The following is a 24,125-nucleotide window of genomic DNA, read 5'->3' on the forward strand; positions in this document are numbered from 1 at the left end:
TGGCCGGACTCATCCGGCCTCCCTGAACCGGCGCCGAGCCTCTGCGAGGCTCACTGGTGCGTTGGCCTGAGCGGCGGCTGCCGGAGCCGCCGCAGCGGCCTTCCGCGGCCGTTCCACGGGTACGCCCGCCGCGACGGGTGAGGTGACCACGGGCGCCTGGACCTGCTCGGGAAGCATCGGCGGCCGGCGCAGCGTGGCCAGCACACGCACGATCAGCGCGGAGCCGACCGCCGCCAGGCAGACCACATAGGACCAGGCCACCCACCCGGCGGGCGGGCGGCCTGCGGTCAGCCCGTGCGTGATCGCGACCGGCCAGGCCACGTACGCGGCGGAGTGCAATATCCGCCACATCCACGGCCTGCTCCGTACCGCGAAGTGCCCCCTCAACATTCCCGTGGCCACGGCCACGACCATCAGGTCGAAAGCCAGCGCGCCGAGTCCCACGTAGAGTCCGGCCACGGGCACGACCGCCGCCCCCAGCGGCACGTGCCCGAGGCTGATCATGAGTGTGATGTGCGTGACCAGGTAGGCCAGCCCGATGAGGGCGGTGGCCTTGTGCGCGAGCTGTGCCCTGACCCGGTTGGCCGGTGACAGGAAGACACGTTCGGTGGTGAGCAGGCCGAGCGCGACGGTCGCGGTCAGCAGCACCAGGGCGAACACGCCCGCGTAGAACTCGAGGAAGCTGACCCCTCGGCCGAGCAGCGCGATCCCGCGTTCCGTCCTGGTCAGCGCGAACGCTGACAACACGATGGCCGCGATCGAGGTGCAAGCCCCCAGCCGGACGTTCCTGGTGTCCAGCTTGGTGGGGGAGTGCCGGGGGTGTCGTCTGTGGAGCATGTGTTTCCCTCCAAGGTCGGGTGAGGGTGCGACTCGGAAGGCGAGTGCCCGCGAGGGCGTTTCAGATCAGCAACGGCGGCCCCGGTTGATGCAATCGACGACGGTCCGCATCAGCCGATCGGGCATCACGTTGGCGAAGTCAGCGTGGTCGGTGACCGGGTTGTGCTTCTGTTCGGGAAAGGCGTCCACTGCGAACGACGCACCCTGCGGCACGGTGTACGCGAGTGTCATGCGAAGTGCTGGAATCGCCTTGGTGCCCTGCGGGCAAGCACCGTTCTGGCCGGGGAAGACCACGTGCGTGCGGTGGTTGGCGCTGTCGGTGTTCTGGCCGTCCCAGCAGCTAGGGAAGTCCAGAATACGGAGAAGCTGGCTGCCGCGCGGGCAAAGCGTGTATTTGTCGGGACTTATGCGATTTTGGAATCCCGTGCAGCTCCAGCCGGCTCTGGCGTTGGCGCCGCCGTTCGTGGCCGCCTTGGCGTCACCGGTGATGATCCTGATGAACCTCGGCATCGCGACGACCCTGGAGGCGGCGTTGCCGCGGAACTGGAGCGTCGCGGAGCGGGCGCGCAGCACCTGGCCGACGTTGCCGTCCGGGTCGTTGTTGTTCGCGTCCACCTTGCGGTCTCTGATCACCGGCCAGAAGTACGTGGACTTGTCGCCCTGCCGGCACGTGGTATCCGCGGCGGCCAGGCTCTCGTCGGTGGAGAACGCGTCCGTCGACACGTTGCCCACGTAGTCGTGCAGGTGGTGCGCCCCGTTGCTGACGCCGGGGGCGACGATGAAGTTGTCGGGGTTGTTGTGGCCGTTGCGGTTCGTCCCGCACTGGGAGACGAAGGTGCCGCGGGAGCCGTTTCTGCCTGCCCGGGCGTCGAGCTGGCGCGGCGCCACCTGGCGGATGTCCACGAAGTCCTCGGGGAACGGACCGAGGTCGGCGCACTCTTCCTCTTCCCCGCCGGTCGCCGTGGCCGAGGGCGAGGCCGAGGCCGATCCCGTCGGGGACGCGCTCTGCGACGGCTCCGCGGTGGGGTCCTCATCCGGTGCCTGGGTCTGGCTCTGGGACGGGCTGGGAGAGTTCGACGGACGCGGGCGGCTGCGGCGCGACTGCGTGGTGGCGCTCTCCTCCGGCTCAGGGGACTGGGCCGGGTCCAGGATCGCGGCGCCGCCGCCCTGGGGCGCCTCCTCCTGCTGCTCGGGGGCCTGCTGATCGGCGTCCTGCTGCTGGTCGGGGGCCTGCTGCTGCTGGTCCTGTGGCTGGTCCGTCTGCTGGTTCTGATCAGCGTCCTGTTGGTCGTTCTGCTGCTGGTCGTTCTGGCGCTGGTTCTGCTGCGTCGCCGACGGCGACGCGGTGGCCTCGGCCGGGTCGCAGTGGTCGGCCCGTGCGGGGCCGACTCCGATGACGGCCGCGGACACCAGCCCGCCAGCCGCGATGGCCAAAGCGGACATGGCCGCGGCCATGCGTCTGGATCTCCTCATGTATGTCTCCTCTTTTCGACCGCCAGTGCGACGGGTGGAGCGGGTGAGGGCGACGGGGGTTCGGGCAACTCGTTGTGATCGACCAGGCCGGTGGACTCCAGGAGGGCCATGTGCCTCATGACGTAGTTGACGCCCTCCTGGGCGAACTTCCTGATCTCCGCGTTACGCGTACCGGCCCGTACGCCCGCCACGACGGTGAAGACCTTGCCGTGCGCGGCACGCAACAGGTTCGCGAAGTCCTTGTCGAAGGCTGGGCCACTCTCCGACGCCAGCTGGGCCATCCAGCGTTGCTGGTCGGGGTTGGGCTCGTCCGGCAGGTCCACGCCAAGCTTCTTGGCGACCTGGCGGGTCAGCAGGTCCAGCTTCATGTGATCTTCCATGATCAGCCTGCCGACTTCCTTGACACGTTGGGACTCGGCGCGGGTTCTGGCGTACTCGCCGACGGGCATCTCCCAGAGACCCGCCTGCCGGACCTTGACCAGCAGGTCACGGTCGGCGGCTGAGAGAGGGCCAGAAGACGTCTGCGTCCACTGCGCCTCGGCCGGGTCGATCGCCGGTGGCATCACCAGCAGAATCGTCACTGCGGCCGCCACGACGAAGCCGCCGAGCATCAGCACCTCGCCACGCAAAAGCCTGTGCATGGTCGGAGGTACGCGGGCATCCCAAGCCTGGTTCACCTATGGCCGGAGATAGTTAGAAATGACTGGAGTTATCGGAGTGGCTACCGCTGAGATAACGAAGGTGTAAAGATGTGCCCCGTGCTAGGTCACCTCGACGGCAGGTTCGAGAGTGCGGATGCCGAGGCGGAGCATCGCATTGCGGTGCTTTACCAGGAGTTCGGCGGCCCTCTGTTGCGCCACGTACGCAAATCGACAGGTAACGACCTTCAATGGGCCGAAGACGTGGTGCAGGAGACGCTCGTCAGAGCCTGGCGTAACTCGGCAAGACTGCAATGGGAACCAAGCCTCATATGGGCGTGGCTACTCACGGTAGCCCGCCGCATCGTGATCGACGGACGTCGACGCAAGAGCGCCCGGCCTCAGGAGGTCGAGCCGCCGGAAGTCGACATGATGGCCGTGCCCGATGGCTCGGAGCGGGCTCTCTCGGCGATGGTCGTCGCCGACGCGCTCCGCAGCCTGTCCGAAGAACACCGCGAAGTCATAGAGCAGACGTACCTCAGAGACCGTACGATAAGTGAAGCGGCGGAGATTCTGGGGATCCCGCCGGGCACGGTGAAGTCCCGGCTCTACTACGGGATCCGGGCTCTCCGCGAACTGCTGCGGGACAAGGGGGTAGCCGGCTGATGCATGACGGGGTGGCCGCCTATGTCCTCGGCGTCCTCGATGAGGAGGAGCACGAGGCGTTCGAACGCCACCTCGACACATGTGAGCAATGCCAGGCGGAGCTGATCGAGCTTGCCGAGTTGCCCGAGCAGCTCGACGAGCTCAAGAACGCCCCCTCCTCTGCCTCGGGCGAAGACCCCCCGATGTCGATGTCACGTTGACGTCCATGCCCTTTTCGGGTGGTATCGGTACTGCGAGGCATGCGCCCGGCGAATCAGGCCGGGCGATTTTGGGGGAGGTGTTCGGTGGGCATCGACGGTGATGCGCCCGTTCCCCCGGATCGGCGGTTCGGCGAGGAAGGCGGCCGGCTGTCGTACGGTGGCTATCTCTGTCTGCCGGCGCTCCTCTCGCAGCAGCAGCCGCAGTCGGAGTCGCCTGACGAGCTGCTCTTCATCACCATCCACCAGGTCTACGAGCTGTGGTTCAAGCTGCTGCTCCACGAGCTGGAGAACGCCCGCGAGGCGATGTTCGCGGACGAGCTCTGGCGGGCCAGGCACCTGTTCCAGCGGGTGCATGCGGTCGAGAGGGTGCTGATCGAGCAGGTCGAGGTTCTGGAGACGATGACGCCCCAGGACTTCCTCGAGTTCCGCTCGAAGCTGGCGCCCGCCAGCGGGTTCCAGTCGGTTCAGTTCAGAGAGCTGGAGTTCCTGTCGGGGCTGAAGGACGAGCGCTATCTCGGCAGCTTCCGGCACGCCGGCGACACCGAACTGGCCAGGCTGCGCCGCAGGCTGGACGAGCCCACGCTGTGGGATGCCTACCTCGCCGCCCTCTCCCGGCGTGACCTGCCGGTCTCCGACGACGAGATCATGGGCACGCTGCTGGCCGTGGCGAGAGACCGCGGGTCCCACGACGACCTGTGGCAACTGGCCGAAGACCTGCTGACGCACGACGAGACCGCCGCTCAGTGGCGGATGCGTCATGTCCAGATGGTCGAACGCCAGATCGGCACCAAGTCGGGCACAGGCGGCTCGACGGGTGCCCCGTACCTGCGCGGTAGGACGCGCCTGCACTACTTCCCGCTGCTGTGGGAACTAAGGGCCTGGCTATGAACAACAGCTATGGCAAACCCTCACAAAGGAGTGAGAGCGAAATGCCGCTCGACGAGGCCAAGGATGAGCTGCTCCAGCGAGCCGCCGAGAGTTGCGCGGTGAGCAGCGAACATGTGAGCACCGAGGAGGCCCTGGGCTTCCTGCGGTTCTACTATCGGCATGTCGCGCCGGAGGACCTGCTCGACCGCAACCCCGTTGACGTGTACGGCCCCGCGATGTCCCAGCGCAAGCTGGCCGAGGTCCGCCCCCAGGGCCGGGCGGTCGTCCGGGCGTACACACCCACCCTGGACGAGAACGGCTGGGATCCCGGGCATTCCGTCGTCGAGGTGGTCACCGACGACATGCCGTTCCTGGTCGACTCGGTGACGATGGAGCTCGATCGGCACGATCTGGGGACCTATCTGGTGGTCCATCCGCAGATGCGGGTGCGCCGCGACATGACGGGCCGGATGCTGGGCCGCGGCCAGGAGGACGTCACCGGCCAGATGCTGGTCGAGTCGTGGATGCACATCGAGATCGACCGGCAGTCCGACCCCGCGGTGCTCAAGCAGCTCGAGGCCGACCTGCAGCGGGTGCTCATGGACGTCCGGTACGCGGTCGAGGACTTCAGGAAGATGCGGGCGCTGGCCGTACAGACCGCGGAAGACCTGAGCATGAACCCGCCGCCGCTGGAGCCCGCGGAGGTCGAGGACAGCCTCGACCTGCTGCGCTGGCTCGCCGACGGGCACTTCACCTTCCTCGGCTACCGCGAATACCGGCTGGAGGACACCGACGAGGGCGAGACGCTGCGCGCCCTGCCGGGGGCGGCGCTGGGCATCCTGCGCGACGACAAGGTCGGCTCGGAGAGCTTCGCCGCGCTGCCCGCCGAGGTGCGCGCCAAGGCGCGCGAGAAGCAGCTCCTGATCACCACCAAGGCCAACTCCAGGGCCACCGTGCACCGGGCGACCTACCTCGACTACATCGGGGTGAAGTTGTTCTCGCCCGAGGGCGAGGTGGTCGGGGAGCGGCGCTTCCTGGGCCTGTTCACGCACGTGGCCTACAACGAGTCGATCTCCAGGATTCCCGTGCTCAGGCGGAAGCTGGCCGCCGTGCTGGACAAGGCCGGGCTGCCGCCCGACAGCCACGACGGCAAGGACCTGATCGAGATCCTGGAGACGTTCCCGCGCGACGAGCTGTTCCAGACCTCGGTCGACCAGCTCCTGCCGATCGCGCTGGGCGTGTTGCGGCTGCGCGAGCGCAAGCAGGTCAAGTTGTTCCTGCGGCGCGACGACTACGGCCGCTACATCTCCTGCCTGATCTACCTGCCGCGCGACCGCTACACCACCAAGGTGCGGCTGAAGATGCAGGAGGTGCTGCTCAAGGCCCTCGGCGGCAGGTCGCTGGACTACAGCGCGATGATCGGCGAGTCGGTGCTGGCCCGGCTGCACGTGGTCGTGCGGGGCGAGCGGGGCAAGCAGCTGCCGCCGCCGAGCGGGGACGTGGAGGAGCTGGAGGCGCGGCTGGCCGCCGTCACCCGCTCCTGGGAGGACGACCTGGCCACCGCGCTGTCCGAGATGACCTCGGAGGAGGAGGCGCCCGGGCTCATCAGGCGGTACGCCTCGGCGTTCCCCGAAGGGTACAAAGCGGACTTCCCGCCCAAGGTGGCCGTCGTCGATCTGCGGCGGCTGGAGGAACTCGTCAGCGCGGGTGACGGCGAGGAGGTGGCGATCAACCTCTACGAGCCGTACGACGCGGTCGAGGGGGAGCGGCGGCTCAAGCTCTACAAGGTCGGCTCGCCGATCTCGTTGTCCCACGCGCTGCCGCTGATCCAGCGGCTCGGGGTCGAGGTCGTGGACGAGCGGCCGTACGAGATCGACCGGGACAACGACCCCGCCACCAAGAACGCCTGGATCTACGACTTCGGGTTGCGGTACACGCCGTCCGCGGAGGTGGACAGGGAGGACTTCAAGCGGCTGTTCCAGGACGGGCTCACCGCGTTGTGGACGGGGCGGGTGCAGGCCGACAACTTCAACTCGCTCATCCTGCGGGCCGGGCTGACCTGGGAGCAGGTCGAGATCCTGCGGGTCTACGCCAAGTACCTGCGGCAGGCCGGGAGCACGTTCTCGCAGCTCTACATGGAGCGGGTGCTGGCCGGCAACGTGCTGCTGGCGCGGCTGCTCGTATGGCTGTTCGAGGCCAAGCTCGATCCGCGGCGGCCCGACGACGTGCGGGTCGATCTCGTGGAGGCGCTCACGGAGGAGATCCTGGGGGCGCTGGACGCGGTGGCCTCGCTGGACGAGGACCGGATCCTGCGGGCTTACCTGGAGATGATCCAGGCGACATTGCGGACAAATTACTTCCAAATGGTTGATGGGAAGCGCAAACAGTACATATCCCTCAAATTCGACCCCGAGGCAATCAGCGTTCTGCCGCTTCCGCGGCCGAAGTTCGAGATTTTCGTGTATTCGCCGCGGGTCGAAGGGGTGCACCTGCGATTCGGGAAGGTCGCGCGGGGCGGTTTGCGGTGGTCTGACCGGATGGAGGATTTCCGGACGGAGATTCTGGGACTGGTCAAGGCGCAGATGGTGAAAAATACCGTTATTGTGCCTACCGGGTCTAAAGGCGGATTTGTCGTGAAACGTCCGCCGAAGTCCGGGACGCGGGAGGACCTGCTCGCCGAGGGCGTGGCCTGCTACCGGATGTTCATCTCCGGGCTGCTCGACATCACCGACAACCTCGTGGACGGCAAGGTCATGCCGCCGCCCGACGTGGTCAGGCACGACGGCGACGACACCTACCTCGTGGTCGCCGCCGACAAGGGCACCGCGACCTTCTCCGACATCGCCAACAACGTGGCCAAGGAGTACGGCTTCTGGCTGGGCGACGCCTTCGCCTCCGGCGGCTCGATCGGCTACGACCACAAGGCCATGGGGATCACCGCCCGCGGGGCCTGGGAGTCGGTCAAATACCACTTCCGCACCATGGGCGTGAACGTGCAGAGCACCGACTTCACCGTGGCCGGGGTCGGCGACATGTCGGGTGACGTGTTCGGCAACGGCATGTTGTTGTCGCGGCACATCCGGCTGGTGGCCGCGTTCGACCACCGGCACATCTTCGTGGACCCCTCGCCGGACGCCGCCCGCTCGTTCGGCGAGCGGCAGCGCCTGTTCGAGCTGCCGCGCAGCTCCTGGGAGGACTACGACGCCAAGCTGATCTCGCAGGGAGGCGGCGTCTTCTCCCGTACGGCCAAGTCCATCCACATCACGCCCCAGATGCGCGAGGCGCTCGGCATCCCGGCCCGTGTCACGTCGCTGGCGCCGAACGACCTGATCAGCGCCATCCTGCGGGCCCCGGTCGACCTGCTGTGGAACGGCGGCATCGGCACGTACGTCAAGGCCTCCTCCGAGTCCCACATCGACGTGGGCGACAAGGCCAACGACGGGCTGCGGGTCAACGCCGGCCAGCTGCGCTGCAAGGTCATCGGCGAGGGCGGCAACCTGGGGTTCACCCAGCTCGCCCGGATCGAGTTCGCGCTGAACGGCGGGCTGGTCAACACCGACTTCATCGACAACTCGGCCGGGGTGGACACCTCCGACCACGAGGTGAACATCAAGATCCTGCTTGACCAGGCCGTACGCGACGGCGAGCTGACCGACAAGCAGCGCAACCAGGTCTTCACCTCGATGACCGACGAGGTCGCGAACCTGGTGCTGCGCGACAACTACGCGCAGAACGTGGTCCTCGCCGCCGCCCGCGTCCAGTCCGTCGAGATGCTGCACATCCACTCCCGCTACCTGCGGCGGCTGGAACGGGACGGGCTGGTCAACCGGGAGCTGGAGTTCCTGCCGTCGGACAAGACGCTGGCCGAACGCCGCCAGGCCAGGCTCGGGCTGACCGCTCCCGAGTTCTCCGTCCTGCTGGCCTACACCAAGCTGGTGGCCGACGCCGAGCTGCTCGGGTCCGATCTGCCGGACGAGTCCTATCTGGCGTCGTGGCTGGTGTCGTACTTCCCCTCGGCCCTGCGGGAGCGCTTCAGGTCGTACATGGACGCGCATCCGCTGCGGCGCGAGATCATCACCACCCGGGTGGTGAACGAGCTGGTCAACTCGGCGGGCACCACGTTCCTGCACCGCTTCGGCGAGGAGACGGGGGCGTCGACGCCCGACATCGTCCGGGCGTACCTGGTGGCGCGCGAGGTCTTCGACCTGGCGAGCTTCCACCGGGCCGTCGAGGCCCTGGACAACAAGGTGGACACGGCCACCCAGATCGCGATGTTGCTGGAGGGCCGCAAGCTCGCCGAACGCGGCACCCGCTGGCTCCTGCTCAACCGCCGCCCGCCGCTGGACCTGGCCGGTTCCGTCAGCTTCTTCGTGAAGGGCGTCAACGGCCTCAGCGCCCACATCCCGAAGCTGCTCACGGGGCCTGACCTGGCCGCGTACGAGGAGCGCCGCGATTCGTACGTGGCCAGGGGCGTGCCGCTGGAGCTGGCCGAGCGGGTGGCGGGGATGGTGCCCGCGTACTCGACGCTGGACCTGGTGGAGGTCTCGTCCCTGACGGACCGCCCGGTCAACGAGGTGGCGGAGGTCTACTTCGACCTCGCGGACCGCCTCCAGCTCGCCCGCCTCCGGGAGCGGGTCATCGCGCTGCCCAGGGACAACCGCTGGAACTCGATGGCCCGCTCGGCCCTCCGCGACGACCTCTACGCGGCGCACGCGTCCCTGACCCGCGACGTGCTGGCCCACAGCAAGCCTGGTCTGCCGCCGGAGGAGCGGCTGGCCCGGTGGTCGGAGGCCAACTCGGCGGCGGTCTCGCGGGCTCGGCAGACGTTGTCGGAGATCTGGGAGAGTGACCACTTCGACCTGGCCACCCTCTCGGTCGCCCTCCGCTCCATCCGTACCCTGGTCGCCGCCAGCAACCTCCCCCACACGGAGGCGTAACCGCCCGCAGTACGTCCGGGCGGGCCGGTAAAGAGCGCCCGCCCGGTGCGGTACGCCACGCGCCGGGGTGGCGTTACCCGATCCGTTGGAGGGCCTTGTCGCGGCGTTCCGCGACCGTCGAGCCCGACTCCCCGCGTGCCATCCGTCTCAGCACCACCGGTGCCACCAGGAGCCCCAAGACCGCCCACGCCCCCAGCACGCCCACCGTCTCTAGATGCCGCCAGGACTCGCCGATCTCCACACCCACGGCGGCGTCCGGGAGCAGGGCCGAGCGCATCCCCAGCCCCAGCCAGTAAATCGGAAAGACCTGGGCGATCCACTGCAACCACTCCGGCAGCGCGGTGATCGGGTAGAAGATGCCGGAGATCGCGATCACACCGAGGACCGGCAGTTGGAGCACCCCCTGCGAACGGGCGCTGGTGAAGGCCGAGCCCAGGATCGCGCCGATCGGCAGGGTCGCCACCATGCCCAGCGCCAGCACCCAGGCCAGCGAGAGCCACGAGCCGGCGCCGATGTCCAGGCCGCCGACGAGGAGCAGGCCGGGGATCAGGAAGATGGCCAGGTCGGCGAGCAGGCCGCCGGAGACGGAGACGACCTTGCCGATCAGGTAGCCGGGCATCCCGTGCGGCGTGGCCTTGGCGCGCAGCAGGGTGCCGTCCTCGCGGTCGGCGGTGAGCAACTGGCTCATGCTGACCAGGCCGAGGGCCGCGTTCATGCCCAGGATGCTGGGCAGCAGCAGCGTCCCGAGCAGCAGCCCGCTGGAGCCGAACTCGGTGTTGCGCAGGAAGAACATGGCGGCCAGCGTCAGCCCGGGCCAGAGGAAGTGCGAGACCAGCTCTCCGCCGTTGGTGAACGACTGCCGCAGCTCGATCAGCCCGCGGGCCCAGCCCGCGCGCAGGGCCGTGTTCATCGGATCGCCTCCGCCTGGTGTACGAGTGTCAGGTACGTCTGCTCCAGCGACGCCCGGTGGACTTCGAGCTCGCGGACCGTGTCGCCGTACCGGTCGAACAGGTCGCGCGCGAACCCCGTCGAGTCAGGGGTCTTGTGCGTGCACCGCTGCCCGTCGCGGACCCAGCGCACCTCGTCCTCGCCCGCGATCCGCCGCGCCAGCTCCCCTGCCGAGCCGTCCGCGATGACGCGGCCGCCGTTCAGGATGACGATGCGGTCGGCGAGCTTCTCGGCCTCGTCCAGGTCGTGCGTGGTGAGCAGGACCGTGGTCTCCTGCCGGGCGACGAGGCCGCGTACCAGGTCGTGGAACTCGTGCCGCGCCTGCGGGTCGAACGCGGCGGTCGGCTCGTCCAGGAACAGCAGCTCCGGACGGCCCACGATGCCGATCGCCACGTCCAGTCTGCGCCGCTGCCCACCGGACAACGTCCTGAGCTTCTTGTCCGCGTGTTCGGTCAGGCCGACCGCCCGGATGAGCTCGTCGGCGTCCCATGGCGTCGCGTACGTGGCGTAGTAGGTGCCGAGGTGGGCGAGCAGCTCGCGTACGCGCCATTTCCCGTGGTCGCGCCAGGACTGCAGGACCACCCCCAGCCTGGCCCGCCACCGCTCGTCCCCGTGGGAGGGATCGGTGCCGAGCACCGAGACGCGACCCGCCGAGCGCATGCGGAAGCCCTCCATGATCTCGATCGTGGTGGTCTTGCCCGCCCCGTTGGGCCCCAGCAGGGCCAGCACCTCCCCGTGGCGGGCCTGGAACGTGACATCGTGCAGGACGTCGGTCGCGCCGTACCGCATGCGCAGCCCGTCGACGTCGAGCACGACCTCCTTTCGTGTCGCCATGAACACACCTCTCATCGAGTCGAGGCAGCCCGGATTCGGGCATGCCGAATAGGCCGCAAGAGCGGCAGAAAGGGAAAAGCGTTACCAGCTCGTGGTGGTACGCAGCCGCTCGGCCAGCGCGGCCCGGTCGACGCCCGCCAGGGCGAGCGCGCGCGGCACGGTGCCCACCTGGGCCTCCAGGATGCCGATCAGCAGGTGCGCCGGCCGCAGATCCTTCTTGCGCGTGGCGCAGGCGATACCCCGTTCGAACGCCAGCCTGGCCGAGGCCCCGATGTTCTTGGCCGACTTGGGGTCGCCGCTCGGCCTCGGGAGGTCGAAGGCGGCCAGGGACACCCCCGCCGCGCTCAGGCTGTGCTCGAACTCCCGGTCCAGCGCGTCGCGGATCGCCTGGCGGCCGAGCCCGGCCGAGATCAGCACCTCGTGGGGGGCGGTGCCCTCATAAGCAGCGATGGCCAGCAGGAGATGGTGCGCCTCGACCACCGCGGATCCGTCCTGCCGGGCTTCGACTATGCCCTGTTCGATGATCGCGTTGATGTAGTGGTCGATCGCGCTCACTGTCGCCTCCTCAGCGTGACGCCCGCGGCGATGAGCCGTTTGGCGTGCTTCTTGTGGACCGCTTGGCGGGTGACCCCGAGCGCCTCGGCGACCTGGGGCCAGCTCCAGCCGGCCCGCATCGCCTGCTCGACGGCGGCGTCCTCCAGCTGATCGGCCAGGCGCCGAAACGCCACCACGGCCGCCAGCGTGTCAGCGGGCTCCTGCGGAACGGGAATGTCATCAGCCGGCATGCAAGCAACCGTAGTTGACTAATCCAGCATTAGTCAACCCGAGTTGCTAAGCGGTCTAATCGCCTGAGGCTCGGGTGAGGGCGCCGTCGTGGGCGATCACGGCGGCGGCCGCGGGCGCGGTCAGGGGCGGGACGGCGGTGGCGTACTGGTGGACTTCCGTGAGCTTGAGGCTGAGGCGCACCGTGGAATCGGTCATCGCCCAGCCGGCCTCCTCGGGCACGGGGATGATGTACGACTTGTCCGTCATGTTCTTCGTGGAGGTGTTCCGCGAGAGCGAGTACTGGATCAGCGCCCCGCCGTTCTCGGTGCGCAGCGCGTAGACGGGCCAGTTGTCGGCGCTGAAGATCGAGTCGTAGCCCAACCCGCCGTCCTTGGCCGTCCCCCGATCGGTGGCGATCTGCTCGGCCACCTCCGTCGTGTAGGGCCCTCCCGCGATGAGCCCCGCCGTGACCCCGGCGGACCCCGTCTCGGCCACGCTGGCGTGCACGGGCCCCATGAACTGCGGGCTGATCGTGACGGTCTTGTCATCGGGCGCCACCGCGGCCGCGTAGCCGTCGGCGTCCAGCTTGATCTTCGGTAGCTCCTGCCCGGGCAGGAGCTGGGCCGCGGAGCTGAGCCGCCAGCGGTCGGACTTGGCGAACGTCAGCAACGTCGGCCGCCCGTTGCGCGTCGCCAGCGCGCTGAACCAGGGCGCCCGCTCCGCCTGCCCGAACCTGGGCACGAACAACGTCGGCGCCCCCCACCTGTAGCGGGGCGGCGCGCCGCCGGTGGACAGGTAGGCGGCCACGGTGAGCGGCGTCTGGCCGCCGGTCGTGAGGTCGAGCGCCAGCGCCAGGCGGCCCTGGAGGTCGCTCTTCACTCTCAGCGTGTCGTCGGTGACGGTGATCTCGTCGAACACCTCGGCCGCCTCGGCTCGCGTGACGGCCGGTGGGGGCAGAGTGGGCGAAGGAGACGCGGAGGCCGCCACGGCCGACCTCGTGGGCGCCGGTTGGCCATTGCCGGTGCAGGCGGTCACCGCGGCCAGTACGCCGGCGGCGAGCGCCAGCACCTTCCGCCGACCGTATGCACGCACCACGCCATGTTATTAGGCAACGAGGAGGCGCAGCCCTCCGAGGAAGCTAGACCGCGAAGCGGTCGTCGGTTTTTATGGGGGGCACTTGGGGGGCAAAGCCCCCCGAGCGCGATGGACCGCGAAGCGGTCGGTGTTTTTGGGGGGGCACTTGGGGGGCGAAGCCCCCCGAGGGTGATGGACCGCGAAGCGGTCGGTGTTTTATGGGGGGCACTTGGGGGGCGGAGCCCCCCGAGTCCGATGGGACCGCGAAGCGGTCGGGCTGTTCGGGGGGAGCTTGGGGGGCGGAGCCCCCCGAGGGGCGTAGGCTTGGGAAACGTGGCAGGCATCGATCCGGCAGAAGAGATCAACGAGCTCGCGGGCACGCTCCGCAGCATCCAGGACGTGCTCGACCTCGACGCGATGCGCAAGCGGATCGAGGAGCTGGAGCAGCAGGTTGCCGCCCCCGACCTGTGGGACGACCCGGACCAGGCCCAGAAGGTCACCAGCAAGCTGTCCCACCTGCAGGGCGAGCTCAACCGGGTCGAAGGCGTCGCGCGCCGGCTCGACGACCTGACGGTCCTCTACGAGCTCGCGGCCGAGGAAGACGACGACGACACGCGCGCCGAGGCCGACAAGGAGCTGTCGGCGCTCAAGTCCGACATCGGCGCCTTGGAAGTACGCACCCTGCTCGCGGGCGAATACGACGCCCGCGAGGCGCTGATCACGATCAACTCCCAGGCGGGCGGGGTCGACGCCGCCGACTGGGCCGAGATGCTGCTGCGGATGTATCTGCGGTGGGCCGAGCGCAAGGGATACTCCACCGAGGTCTACGACACCTCCTACGCCGAGGAGGCCGGCATCAAGTCGGCCACGTTCACGATCAAGGCCGCCTACGCCTACGGCACGCTCAGAGGCGAGCACGGCACCCACCGGCTGGTGCGCATCAGCCCGTTCGACAACCAGGGCCGCCGCCAGACCTCGTTCGCCGGGGTGGACATCGTGCCGGTCGTCGAGCAGACCGACCACATCGACATCAACGAGGACGACCTGCGCGTAGACGTCTACCGCTCGTCGGGCCCCGGCGGCCAGGGCGTCAACACCACCGACTCGGCGGTGCGCATCACGCACCTGCCGACCGGCATCGTGGTCTCCTGCCAGAACGAGCGTTCCCAGCTGCAGAACCGGGCCTCGGCGATGAACGTCCTGCAGGCCAAGCTGCTGGAGCGCAAGCGGCAGGAGGAGGCGGAGAAGATGTCGGAGCTACGCGGTGCCACCACCACGTCGTGGGGCACGCAGATCCGCAACTACGTGCTGCACCCGTACCAGATCGTGAAGGATCTGCGTACGGGCACGGAGGCCGGCAACCCGACAGCGGTGCTCGACGGCGACCTCGACGGGTTCATCGAGTCGGAGATCCGCTGGATGCGCCGGCAGGAGTCATAGGCCGCTCAGGTGCTTGACCGCCAGGGTCAGGAAGAGCAGGGCCACCAGGAGCAGGAGGATGAGAGCGGGTGACAGCCCGGCGAAGCCGTGGTTGTGCATCCGCTCGCGATTGGCGCGGCACAGGGGGCAGCGGCCCTCGATCACGGGGTGGGCGCACTGCGCGCATACGAGGTGTTCGCAACTCATGTCAGCCTCAAGTCTAGCCGCACAATCGTTTTGTTTCCGTTATGGACGTTCCATGCCAGTCTTCCCCCTAGACTGTCGTCTGGCCAATCGGAACGTCGATCATTGGTAAAGATCACGCCCCCGATCGGCCGGTGGCGGGAAGTGGGCATGTGCCACCCTCGCTTCCGTCCTGACCCCTAGACTGGCATGCCGTGATGCTCTCGTGATTCATTTGGATAATGTCACCAAGGTCTACACGAACCAGAACCGGCCCGCCCTCGACCACGTATCAGTAGACGTGGACAAGGGTGAGTTCGTGTTCCTCGTCGGTCCCTCGGGATCAGGCAAGTCCACGTTCCTGCGCCTGATCCTCAAGGAGGAGCGGCCCAACTCCGGCGCGATCCACGTCGCCGGGAAAGACCTGGCCCGCCTCTCCAACTTCAAGGTGCCGCACCTGCGCCGCCGCATCGGCTGCGTGTTCCAGGACTTCAGGCTGCTCCCGAACAAGAACGTCTACGAGAACGTGGCGTTCGCCCTCGAGGTCATCGGCAAGCCCCGGCGGTTCATCCGCAAGGTGGTGCCCGAGGTCATCGAGCTGGTCGGCCTGGAAGGCAAGGCCCACCGCATGCCCGACGAGCTGTCAGGCGGCGAGCAGCAGCGCGTCGCCATGGCCCGCGCGTTCGTCAACCGGCCGATGATCCTGCTGGCCGACGAGCCCACGGGCAACATCGACCCCGCGACGAGCATCGGCATCATGAAGGTGCTCGACCGCATCAACAGGACTGGCACCACGGTCGTCATGGCCACGCACGACGCGGCCATCGTCGACTCCATGCGCAAGCGTGTCGTGGAGCTGGAGGACGGCAAGATCGTCCGTGACCAGTCGCGTGGCGTGTACGGCCAGGCGTACTGACAGGGAGCTGCAGACACACCATGCGGGCGAATTTCATCTTTTCCGAGGTCTGGATCGGCCTCCGTCGCAACCTGACCATGACGATCGCGGTGGTCATCACCGTGGCTGTCGGCATGGCGATGCTGGGCGTCGGCTTGATGATCAACGCCCAGGTCGGCATGATGAAGGGCTACTGGGATGACAAGGTCGAGCTCTCGGTCTTCGTCTGCAACAAGGGCACGGCCATGCCGGCGTGTAACGGCAAGGCGATCACGCCGGCGCAGCTCAAGTCCCTCGACTCCCACATCAAGGGCACCCAGGGCGTCAAGGAGGTGTTCTTCGAGAACCAGACGACCGCGTACGAGAACTTCCAGAAGTCGTACGCGGCCAACAAGGCTCTCGTGGACGCCACCAAGGTCGAGGACATGCCGCAGTCGTTCCGGATCAAGCTCGTCGATCCGAACAACTACAAGTCCGTGCTCCAGGCCGTCCAGGGTCAGCCCGGCGTCGCGCAGGTGATCGACCACCAGCAGCTGATCGGCCCGTTCTTCGCCATGCTCGACAAGCTCGCCTTCTACGCCCTCGCGGTGGCGATCATCCTGGTGCTGGCGGCGGCCCTGCTGATCGGTAACACGGTGCGATTGTCGGCGTTCAACCGGCGCCGGGAAACGGGCATCATGCGGCTGGTCGGCGCGTCCAACCTCTACATCCAGCTCCCGTTCGTCATGGAGGGCGTCATCGCCGGCCTGATCGGCGGCGTGTTCGCGGCGGTCATCCTGATCGTCACGAAGGTCTTCCTGTTCGACGAGCTGACCGGCTACTTCACCGACGTCACGGCGCAGCTCGGCTGGGACGCGGTGGCCCAGACCATCACGATCACCATGGGCATCGGCGTCGTGATCTGTGTGCTGGCCTCGTTCGTGACGCTCCGCCGTTACCTCAGGGTGTAGTGGATCGGATCGCCGGTAAAGTCGAAGCATGCCACGTGAGACCGGGCGGAAGGTCATCGCCCAGAACAAACGTGCTCGGCACGACTACCACGTCGAGGACACCTTCGAGGCGGGTCTCGTGCTGCAGGGCACCGAGGTGAAGTCGCTACGCGAGGGCCGCGCCTCGCTCGTCGACGGCTACGCCAGCATCGACGGCGGCGAAGCGTGGCTGCTCAACGTCCACATCCCCGAATACACCCAGGGGACGTGGACCAACCACGCGGCCCGCCGCAAGCGCAAGCTGCTGCTGCACCGCAAGGAGATCGAAAAGCTCGCCGCCAAGACCAAGGAGGGTGGGCTCACGATCGTGCCGCTCGCGCTCTACTTCAAGGACGGCAGGGCCAAGGTGGAGATCGGCCTCGCACGCGGTAAGAAAGACTGGGACAAGCGACAGTCGCTGGCGGAGCAGCAGGCCAAACGGGAGATGGCCCGGGCCCTGCGGCACCGCAACCGATGAGAGCGGCGGCACCGCACCCTATGAGACGCGCCCGCCGCATCCTCGCCGCGACCGTCACCCTGGCGGTCGCGGGCACGACGCTGACCGGCTGCTTCGAGGAGCCGTCGCCGCACGACGCGGTGCGCGACTTCCTCGTCGGCTGGCAGTCGGAGGACTACGACCTGGCCGCGGGCCGCACCGACGGCGACGTGGCCACCGTGCGCACGGCACTGTCCGACGCCAAGCTGGAGCTGGACGCGGCCTCGTTCCGCTTCAAGATCAAGAGTGTCACCGTGAACGGCGATGAGTCCAAGGCGGACTTCCACGCCGAGGTGGACCTGGGCGAGAACAACCCGCTCTGGGAGTACGACGGGATGCTCCCGCTGCACCTGGTCGATGGCACGTGGAAGGTGCGCTGGTCGCCTTCCGTGCTGCATCCCCAGCTCAAGGAGGGGCAGCGGTTCGCGGTCGACACCGAGACGAAGTCGCGCCAGCCGGTGGTCGACAGGGCGGGCGACCCGTTGCAGAGCGACACCACCCTCTATGTCGTCGGCGTCTACCCGTCCAAGCTGGCTGACCAGGCGGAGGACGTCGTCGCGCGGCTGTCGGAGATCACCGGATATGCCCAGGACCGGCTGCTGAGCCGGATCCGGTCGTCGCCGCCCGACAAGTTCGTGCAGCTGGTGACGTTCGGGCGGAAGCTCTACCTGTCGAAGAAGTCGAAGCTCGAGGCCATCCCCGGCATCGAGACGCAGCCGCAACCGCAGCCCGTCGATCCCGACGCGCCCAAACAGATCGTCGGCAGTGTCAGCGCGCTCACCCCGGAGACCGAGCAGAAGCTCGGCGGCCCGCAGCGGGCGGGCGACTCGGTCGGCAGGAGCGGCCTGCAGGCGGCCTACCAGGACTATCTGACCGGCTCCACGCAGACCAAGGTGATCACTCTCGATCTGAAGACCGGCAAGGAGGTCGCTCAGTTGAAGGAGTGGCCGGGCCGGCAGAACGTCTCGGTCAAGACCACGATCGACCGGGCGATCCAGGCGTCGGCCGAGCAGGCGGTGGCCGACACGGAGACGAGCGCGCTGGTGGCGGTGCAGCGCGACACCGGTGAGATCCGCGCGGTCGCCACCAAGGGCCTGAGCCAGGAGAAGGACGCGCTGGCCGGCAAGTTCGCGGCGGGGACGGCGTTCTCGATCGTGGCCGCGGACGCGTTGATCAAGGGCGGCGTCAGCCCCAAGCAGCGGCTGGCCTGCCCCCAGGAGCGTACGGTCGGGGGCGCCAGGTTCGTGCACGCCGGGCAGTTCACCGGGGTGACGCCGTCGGCCACGTTCCAGGAAAACTTCGCCAAAGGCTGCGTTACCGCGCTGGCCTCGCTCGCCCGCCGCGTCACCGCCGCCGATCTGGCCAAGAGCGCCCAGGCGTTCGGCGTGGGCCAGCCGTGGCGGTTGCCGCTCAAGTCGTTCAGCGGCTCGCTGTCCGCGCTGACCAGCGACGCCGACAAGGCCAGGGCCATCGCCGGCCAGAACGTCGAGGTGAGCCCGCTCAGCATGGCGCTGGTGGCCGCGGCGGTGTCCTCGGGCACCTGGCGGCCGCCCGTGCTGGTGACCGACCCCAAGTCGCCCGACCCGGCGGCCGAGGTCGAGCCGGCCGCCCAGCCGGCCCCGGTGCCCATCGATCCCAAGGTCCGTACGGCGCTGACGGCGATGATGCGGGCCGGCGCGATCGGCACGCCCGCCCAGGCGGGCCGGAGCAAGGTCTACGGCGTGACGGCGACGGCAGGCAGCCAGCAGACGTGGTTCGTGGGCTGGCAGGGGGACGTGGCCATCGCGGTGCTGGCGAAGAACTACAACGCCGGGGCCGTCGCGGGCAGCTTCTTCGCGGGCCTGCAGAACTCGTCGTGAAATTGTCGCCACGCTGAGCAACCATTGCGGTGCCCGGTTGCGTCTTACTGAGTGACTGGGCCCGCTCGGGGGGTTGCGGACCCAGTCGCCGTGATGAGATCAGGACTTCATCTCGGGGGAAGTCCTGCCGTCCGGACCGGCTCGACCCTGCCGGTCGGCCCCCGGGAGCGCGAGCTGTTGTGCCACGCTCCCGGGGGTTTCGCCATGAGGAATTAAGTTGGCGTTGAGGGCGTTGTCCCGTGTAGGTTCTTGTTACTCATCCCTTCGCGGGGGTGTGTTGACAATTGCACAGGGGGTGACTGGCTTCGACTTCGATCTTGCAAGCCAGGTGAAGCGGGCCGAGGACTGCGGACATAACCTCGTTAATCCTGTGACCGCAAACAACAAGTGCCAATTCCAAGAGCACTGTGGCGGCCAGGGACTCCCTGGCCCTCGCTGCCTAAGCAGCGAAACCACTGTCAGCCCGGGAGTGCCTTCGGCCCGGGGTCTGGCATCGCTAGAAGGCTCAACCGTTCGACCCGGCCACGGGGAAGATCGGGAAACTAAACAGTGGCTGAGCCCGTCGGCGACTCGCCTGCGTGACCGCCGGGGCTGAGAAAAACACAGCAGGCTGCGCCCGGAGAAGCCCTGACTTGGGGTTGAAGGACGCGGGTTCGATTCCCGCCACCTCCACAAGATCAAAAGGCCCGATTCCCATCGTGGAATCGGGCCTTTTGGCTGTTCAGGAAGTGGGTCCCGCTCAGTCGTACGGGTCGTGGTCTCGACGCTCTTGTCCGCGCTGCTCGTACTCACGGGGGCGCTCGTACCTACGCTGCTCGTGTCCCCGGGGCTCGTATCCTCGTGGCTCATACCCGACGGGCTGCTCGTACGGGTACGGTTCCGGGACCTCCTCAATGGCCGTGCGCCCGACCGTCGCCAGGAGTGAGACGATGGCGATGCCGATGATGAGGTTGATGGCGGCTGTGGCGATCTGCCTGATGAGGTCGGCGGAGTGCATGAACGGCAGGATTGTGATGATGACGGTGAAGAGCCCGGCGATCCAGCCGAAGAACTTGGCCGGCTCCGGCGTCGACAGCATGAGGACGTAGAGCAGCAGTGTGGCGACAAGCGCGGCAGCCGCGGCCGAGATCGCATATCCCGTGGTCGCCGCGCTGCCATAAGCGGTGGCCCCGTCGGGAGTGAGTACGCGGATGCCCAGGAGCCGATTGCTGATCATGACTCCGACCACCACGATCAGTGCAGCCACTATGGCGGCGGCCACGCCACCTCCCCAGACTCGCGCCGGGTTGACCCTCGGCCGGGCCGATCCCAGGTGACGATCATGGCGATTATGGGGGGGATATGACATGTGAATCACCTTTGTCGCGAATGCTGATCAAGCACTGACAGAACCCTACACGCGCCGTCAAGAGCAGAAGAGACGCCCTGTGTGTCGTACTGCCCGTGAGACTGCGCTCTCGCCGAAGACCGTCAGTGCCCAGGGCTGGTGGGTGGGCTGACGCTTGACGTAGCCCCTGGTATCTGCGAGGCCGAGGTCACAGTGGCCCGGCCTCGGGCCGTACGGTCAACCCGGAGCGGGCCCGGCCAGAGTGGTCGCGTGGGCGGTGAGCGTGGCCGCCTTTTCGTGGTCGCCGGGCCGGTCGCGTTGCAGGAGGGTGGTGGCCAGCTCGCGTGCGCTCGCCGCGGCGAAGGGTCGGAGACCGGCCTCCTCGTTGCGCAGCAACGCCGCCTTGAGGTGGTCCGCGGCGCCGTTCAGGTCGCCACCGGCCCTGGCCAGCAGGCCGACATGATGTCCGGCGAAGCCGGCGAACGTGATCCCCGTGCCGCCGATCACGATCCGGTCCGCGTAGGGCGCCAGGCGCGTGAACAGTTCGCGCGCGGCGTCAGGCGGCGCGAGCGTGGACCACAGCTCCGCCCGGACCGCCAGGTGGGTCAGCCACATGTAGTCGGCCGGCACTTCCGGCTGCTGCCGCCACGGACCGAGCGCGGACCGGGCCTGCTCGGTTCGGCCCGAACGCAGCAAGGCGAGTGCGTGCAACTCGCGCAGCAGGGTGAGACCGGTGACGGCGGCGGCCTCGGCCAGCAGTGGCTCGATCGCCGGCAGCGTGCCCCGTGCCAGGTTCAGCGTCGCCACCACTACGAGCGGGACCTCGGCGGCGCCGGCAACGGTCGTGCCCGAGTGAAACTCGCCTGCCTCGGCGATCGCCTGCTCCGCATCGGTGAACCGGCCGCGGGCGATGGCGACGATCGCGTCGGCCCAGTTGAGCGCGACCAGCGCCGGGGCGAGCGCGTGTGTCTTCGCCAGCTCTCGCGCGTGCCGGTAGTCCCGCAGTCCCGCGCCGACGTCGCCCTGCTCGATCTGGTCCCGTCCGCGGAACACCAGTGCGCGGGCGACGGCAGCCGGCTCGTCTGCGGACCTGGCCAGATCGACCAGTTCGCGCGCCGCGGACAGTCGCTCGGTCAACAGTTGCGGTCGCTCATAGGCGACATGCCGGAGTTCGAGCACGTGGGCCAGGTCTGCCCGGCTGCCATGGGTCCGAGCGAGAGCCTCGGCCTCGGTCGAGAACGCCACGGCCCGGTCGGCGGTGTCCGTGCCGTAGTAGATCTCCGCCGCGAGAGCGGCGAGTAACCGCGCCCGGATCGTTTCGTGTCCTGGGGGAAGTTCCCGAACCAATCGCTCGAACAGTGCGACGCCGGCGACGTCCACGACCTGGTACTCGCGCCAGCTCCAGATCGCATCCGCGGTGGTAGCGACCGCCGCCCGCGCCGCCGCGACGACGTCTCCACTCGCGAGGGCGACCTCGGCCGCCTCGCGAGTGGCCTCCCACGCCTGCCGTTCGTAGCCCGCCCGTCTACGGGCGAGCGCTAGACCGATGAGCACGTCGTAGCGGTCAGAGGTGGTGGCGGTGCGGTCGCGTGACAGCGCCGACAACGCGGCCTCCTGCAGGCGGGCGGCCTCAGTGGGAGCGGGCTGCCGCGCCGCGAGCGCGGACGCCCGCAAGGCGTGGGTCCAGGCGGCGCGGGCATGGGTGGATCCGGCCCTGCCGTAGTGGTGGGCGAGTTCGGCGGAGCGCGTCTCGCCCACTCCGCCGGACCGCTCCTCGATCGCTTCGGCGATCGCCGCGTGCAGTTGACGGCGCCGGCTCGGCGGCAGCCGGACGTAGACCGCCTCCTGGACCAGGGCATGGGTGAATCGGTGACCCACGCCCTCCTCCACGATCAGTCCTGCCAGCAGGGCGGCCTCGGTGGCGCTCATCGCGGCGTCCGCGGTCAGTCCCGAGGCCGTCTCGACGAGATCGACATCGAACGTGGGTCCGAACGCCGCGGCCGTCGACAGCAGCGTTTCGACGTCGCCGGGCAACTGGGAGATACGCCGGCGTACGACGTCTCGGACCCCGTCCGGGACCCGCAGCGCGGCCACGGTGCCAGGCTCGGTGAGACGGCGTTCGTCCGCCAGCAGCCGGACCACCTCCCCGACGAAGAACGGGTTGCCGTTCGTACGTTCCCGCAACGCCGCCGCGACCTCGTCGGGAATCTCCACGCCGTAGCTGAGCCGTACATAGGCCCGCACGCCCGCCTGGTCCAGCCCGCGAAGACCGACCCGGACGAGATCGGCACGGGCGAGGTCGGCCAGTGTGTCGGCCAGCTCCGGGGTGCGATCGGCCTGGGCGTCGCGGCTGGTCAGGAGCAGCACAACCGGCAGGCCGGCCAGCATCGTGCCGAGCCGGCGAACCAGGCGCAGCGTGTCGCCGTCCGCCCAGTGCAGGTCGTCGAGCACGAGCAGGGTGGGGCCCGCAGCACGCAGCAGGGCTGCAGTGGCCTCGGCCAGCTTGAAGGCCGCCGTGTCGACATCCGCGGCGGCAGTGCCGTCCAGGTCGGGCAGCAGGGCCGCCAGGGCCGGTAGCCGAGTGGCCGCGCCGGCGGCGTTCACCAGCGGCCCCAACGCCTGCGACCACGGCCACAGGGCTGGCGCACCGACGGCTTCCTCGCACCGTCCCCATCCGGTGCGGACGCCCATCGCGGCGGCGGTCGCGGTCAGGGCGCGAGCCAGACCGGTCTTGCCGATGCCGGGTTCGCCCGTTACCAGCACCACGCTGCCGCGACCGGCGGTCGCATCGACGAGATACCCGGTCAGCCGGGCCAGCCACTCGTCTCGTCCGACCAGCCCGGCCGCGGCGACGCGTGGCCCGGCAGCCACCGAGGCGGCGTACGCCGGCGGCTTGCCGGGAGCGGGCCTGGCGTCCAGCGACGGCTCGTGGTGCAGCACCGCCGACTCCAGCCGCGTCAGCTCCGGACCGGGATCGACACCGAGCTCGTCGGCGAGGAGCCGCCTGGCACGCCGCAGCGCGTCGAGTGCCTCGCCCTGGCGCTGGGACCGGTACAGGGCCACCGCCAGCAATCCCCAGGCCGCTTCACGCAGGGGGTGCGCGGCCACCAGCTGCTCGAGTTCCCCCACGAGCCGGGCATGTACGCCGAGGGCGAGCTCGGCGCGGAAACGGTCCTCCGTCGCCAGCAACCTGAGCTCGCCGAGCCTGGCCGCCTCGGCGGCCAACCCGGGAGCCGCTACGGCGACGTCCGCGTACGGCTCGCCGCGCCAGAGCCCGGCGGCGGTCCGCAGGAGTTCCCGGGCGTGTGCGGCATCGGTCGCAAGGGATTCGTGTGCCGCGCTCGCCAGCCTCTCGAACTCGGTGTAGTCGACCGAGTCGGCGGCGAGAGCGTAGCCGGGAGGACGCGTGATCAGGATCCGGGCGGGCCCTCGTGCCGGGCGGTCCGGTTCGAGTGCCCGCCTGAGGTTCGCGACGTAGGACTGCACCGAGGTCAGCACCTTCGGCGGCGGGTCGTCACCCCACAGTTCGTCGACGAGGTGGGCGACTGAAATCACTTTTCCGCGAGCTGCCAGCAGCAGGCCGAGCAGCGCGCGCTGCTTCTGGCCGCCGAGTTGGACCGGGCCGCCGCCGACGTCGAGAACCTCGATCGGCCCCAGCACCTGATAGCGCACCCCGGCAACGCTACAGGCACGCGTCCAAGCCGGAACGGGGTGTCTTCCAAGTACGTGGCCGCAGGCT

20 protein-coding genes and 1 other RNA gene are annotated in these 24,125 nt (G+C 68.7%); 10 read left to right on the top strand and 11 right to left on the bottom strand.

Features of this window, described 5'->3' with window-relative positions; genetic code table 11:
• Positions 1-9 precede the first annotated feature (9 nt).
• The 3 genes from ACFLIM_RS10445 to ACFLIM_RS10455 form a co-directional block, all read right to left on the bottom strand.
• Positions 10-837 (bottom strand): ferric reductase-like transmembrane domain-containing protein, encoded by an 828-nt coding sequence (locus tag ACFLIM_RS10445; RefSeq protein WP_393164261.1) that lies wholly within the window; start codon positions 835-837, stop codon positions 10-12.
• Between the two features lie 66 nt (positions 838-903).
• Positions 904-2,310: a DUF1996 domain-containing protein gene (locus ACFLIM_RS10450; RefSeq protein ID WP_393164262.1), complete on the bottom strand. Its 1,407-nt coding sequence runs from the start codon at positions 2,308-2,310 to the stop codon at positions 904-906.
• Positions 2,307-2,951, bottom strand: coding sequence for a DUF4142 domain-containing protein (locus ACFLIM_RS10455; RefSeq protein ID WP_393164263.1), 645 nt, complete (start codon positions 2,949-2,951; stop codon positions 2,307-2,309). Before ACFLIM_RS10455 ends, ACFLIM_RS10450 begins: the two co-directional genes overlap by 4 nt.
• A 108-nt stretch (positions 2,952-3,059) precedes the next feature.
• On the opposite strand from ACFLIM_RS10455, the gene ACFLIM_RS10460 reads away from it, so the two are divergent.
• The 4 genes from ACFLIM_RS10460 (at position 3,060) to ACFLIM_RS10475 (ending at position 9,618) form a co-directional block, all read left to right on the top strand.
• Positions 3,060-3,614: a sigma-70 family RNA polymerase sigma factor gene (locus ACFLIM_RS10460; protein ID WP_393164264.1), complete on the top strand. Its 555-nt coding sequence runs from the start codon at positions 3,060-3,062 to the stop codon at positions 3,612-3,614.
• Positions 3,614-3,814, top strand: coding sequence for an anti-sigma factor family protein (locus ACFLIM_RS10465; RefSeq protein WP_393164265.1), 201 nt, complete (start codon positions 3,614-3,616; stop codon positions 3,812-3,814). The genes ACFLIM_RS10460 and ACFLIM_RS10465 overlap by 1 nt, the downstream gene beginning before the upstream one ends.
• 84 nt (positions 3,815-3,898) lie before the next feature.
• A complete protein-coding gene (locus tag ACFLIM_RS10470; protein ID WP_393164266.1) occupies positions 3,899-4,702 on the top strand; it encodes a tryptophan 2,3-dioxygenase in 804 nt (267 codons plus the stop codon).
• A 41-nt stretch (positions 4,703-4,743) separates the two neighbouring features.
• Positions 4,744-9,618 carry an NAD-glutamate dehydrogenase gene (locus ACFLIM_RS10475; protein WP_393164267.1) on the top strand — a complete coding sequence of 1,625 codons (4,875 nt, stop codon included), beginning with the start codon at positions 4,744-4,746 and terminating at the stop codon, positions 9,616-9,618.
• Positions 9,619-9,691: 73 nt separating this feature from the next.
• Here ACFLIM_RS10475 and ACFLIM_RS10480 read toward each other — a convergent pair whose 3' ends face one another.
• The 5 genes from ACFLIM_RS10480 to ACFLIM_RS10500 all read right to left on the bottom strand — a co-directional run bounded on the left by ACFLIM_RS10480 (position 9,692) and on the right by ACFLIM_RS10500 (position 13,257).
• Positions 9,692-10,528 carry an ABC transporter permease gene (locus tag ACFLIM_RS10480; protein WP_393164268.1) on the bottom strand — a complete coding sequence of 279 codons (837 nt, stop codon included), beginning with the start codon at positions 10,526-10,528 and terminating at the stop codon, positions 9,692-9,694.
• Positions 10,525-11,400, bottom strand: coding sequence for an ABC transporter ATP-binding protein (locus ACFLIM_RS10485; protein ID WP_393164269.1), 876 nt, complete (start codon positions 11,398-11,400; stop codon positions 10,525-10,527). Before ACFLIM_RS10485 ends, ACFLIM_RS10480 begins: the two co-directional genes overlap by 4 nt.
• Positions 11,401-11,481: 81 nt before the next feature.
• Entirely contained in the window at positions 11,482-11,955 is a 474-nt protein-coding gene (locus ACFLIM_RS10490; RefSeq protein WP_393164270.1) for a Clp protease N-terminal domain-containing protein, read from the bottom strand.
• A complete protein-coding gene (locus tag ACFLIM_RS10495; protein WP_393164271.1) occupies positions 11,952-12,185 on the bottom strand; it encodes a hypothetical protein in 234 nt (77 codons plus the stop codon). Before ACFLIM_RS10495 ends, ACFLIM_RS10490 begins: the two co-directional genes overlap by 4 nt.
• Before the next feature lie 55 nt (positions 12,186-12,240).
• Positions 12,241-13,257: a hypothetical protein gene (locus ACFLIM_RS10500; RefSeq protein ID WP_393164272.1), complete on the bottom strand. Its 1,017-nt coding sequence runs from the start codon at positions 13,255-13,257 to the stop codon at positions 12,241-12,243.
• A 315-nt stretch (positions 13,258-13,572) separates the two neighbouring features.
• On the opposite strand from ACFLIM_RS10500, the gene prfB reads away from it, so the two are divergent.
• A complete protein-coding gene (gene prfB / locus ACFLIM_RS10505) occupies positions 13,573-14,679 on the top strand; it encodes a peptide chain release factor 2 (RefSeq protein ID WP_393164273.1) in 1,107 nt (368 codons plus the stop codon).
• Here prfB and ACFLIM_RS10510 read toward each other — a convergent pair.
• A complete protein-coding gene (locus ACFLIM_RS10510) occupies positions 14,674-14,865 on the bottom strand; it encodes a hypothetical protein (protein ID WP_393164274.1) in 192 nt (63 codons plus the stop codon). The genes prfB and ACFLIM_RS10510 overlap by 6 nt on opposite strands.
• A 202-nt stretch (positions 14,866-15,067) precedes the next feature.
• Between ACFLIM_RS10510 and ftsE the strand changes: the two genes are divergently transcribed.
• The 5 genes from ftsE (at position 15,068) to ssrA (ending at position 19,734) form a co-directional block, all read left to right on the top strand.
• Complete coding sequence (ftsE, locus tag ACFLIM_RS10515) at positions 15,068-15,757, top strand: cell division ATP-binding protein FtsE (protein ID WP_393164275.1); 690 nt, start codon at positions 15,068-15,070, stop codon at positions 15,755-15,757.
• Between the two features lie 20 nt (positions 15,758-15,777).
• The gene (ftsX, locus tag ACFLIM_RS10520; protein WP_393164276.1) at positions 15,778-16,686 is read left to right on the top strand and encodes a permease-like cell division protein FtsX; all 909 of its coding nucleotides are present in this window, start codon (positions 15,778-15,780) and stop codon (positions 16,684-16,686) included.
• A gap of 28 nt (positions 16,687-16,714) precedes the next feature.
• Positions 16,715-17,182, top strand: coding sequence for an SsrA-binding protein SmpB (gene smpB, locus ACFLIM_RS10525; RefSeq protein ID WP_393164277.1), 468 nt, complete (start codon positions 16,715-16,717; stop codon positions 17,180-17,182).
• A 20-nt stretch (positions 17,183-17,202) separates the two neighbouring features.
• Positions 17,203-19,059 (top strand): penicillin-binding transpeptidase domain-containing protein, encoded by a 1,857-nt coding sequence (locus tag ACFLIM_RS10530; protein WP_393164278.1) that lies wholly within the window; start codon positions 17,203-17,205, stop codon positions 19,057-19,059.
• A 291-nt stretch (positions 19,060-19,350) separates the two neighbouring features.
• Positions 19,351-19,734: a transfer-messenger RNA gene (ssrA, locus tag ACFLIM_RS10535) on the top strand.
• Between the two features lie 64 nt (positions 19,735-19,798).
• Here the strand turns inward: ssrA and ACFLIM_RS10540 are convergent.
• Positions 19,799-20,407: a DUF6069 family protein gene (locus tag ACFLIM_RS10540; RefSeq protein WP_393164279.1), complete on the bottom strand. Its 609-nt coding sequence runs from the start codon at positions 20,405-20,407 to the stop codon at positions 19,799-19,801.
• A gap of 216 nt (positions 20,408-20,623) precedes the next feature.
• Complete coding sequence (locus tag ACFLIM_RS10545) at positions 20,624-24,058, bottom strand: BTAD domain-containing putative transcriptional regulator (protein ID WP_393164280.1); 3,435 nt, start codon at positions 24,056-24,058, stop codon at positions 20,624-20,626.
• Between the last annotated feature and the right edge of the window lie 67 nt (positions 24,059-24,125).

The organism is Nonomuraea marmarensis, from assembly GCF_043197025.1.
GTDB classification, from domain to species: Bacteria; Actinomycetota; Actinomycetes; order Streptosporangiales; family Streptosporangiaceae; genus Nonomuraea; species Nonomuraea marmarensis.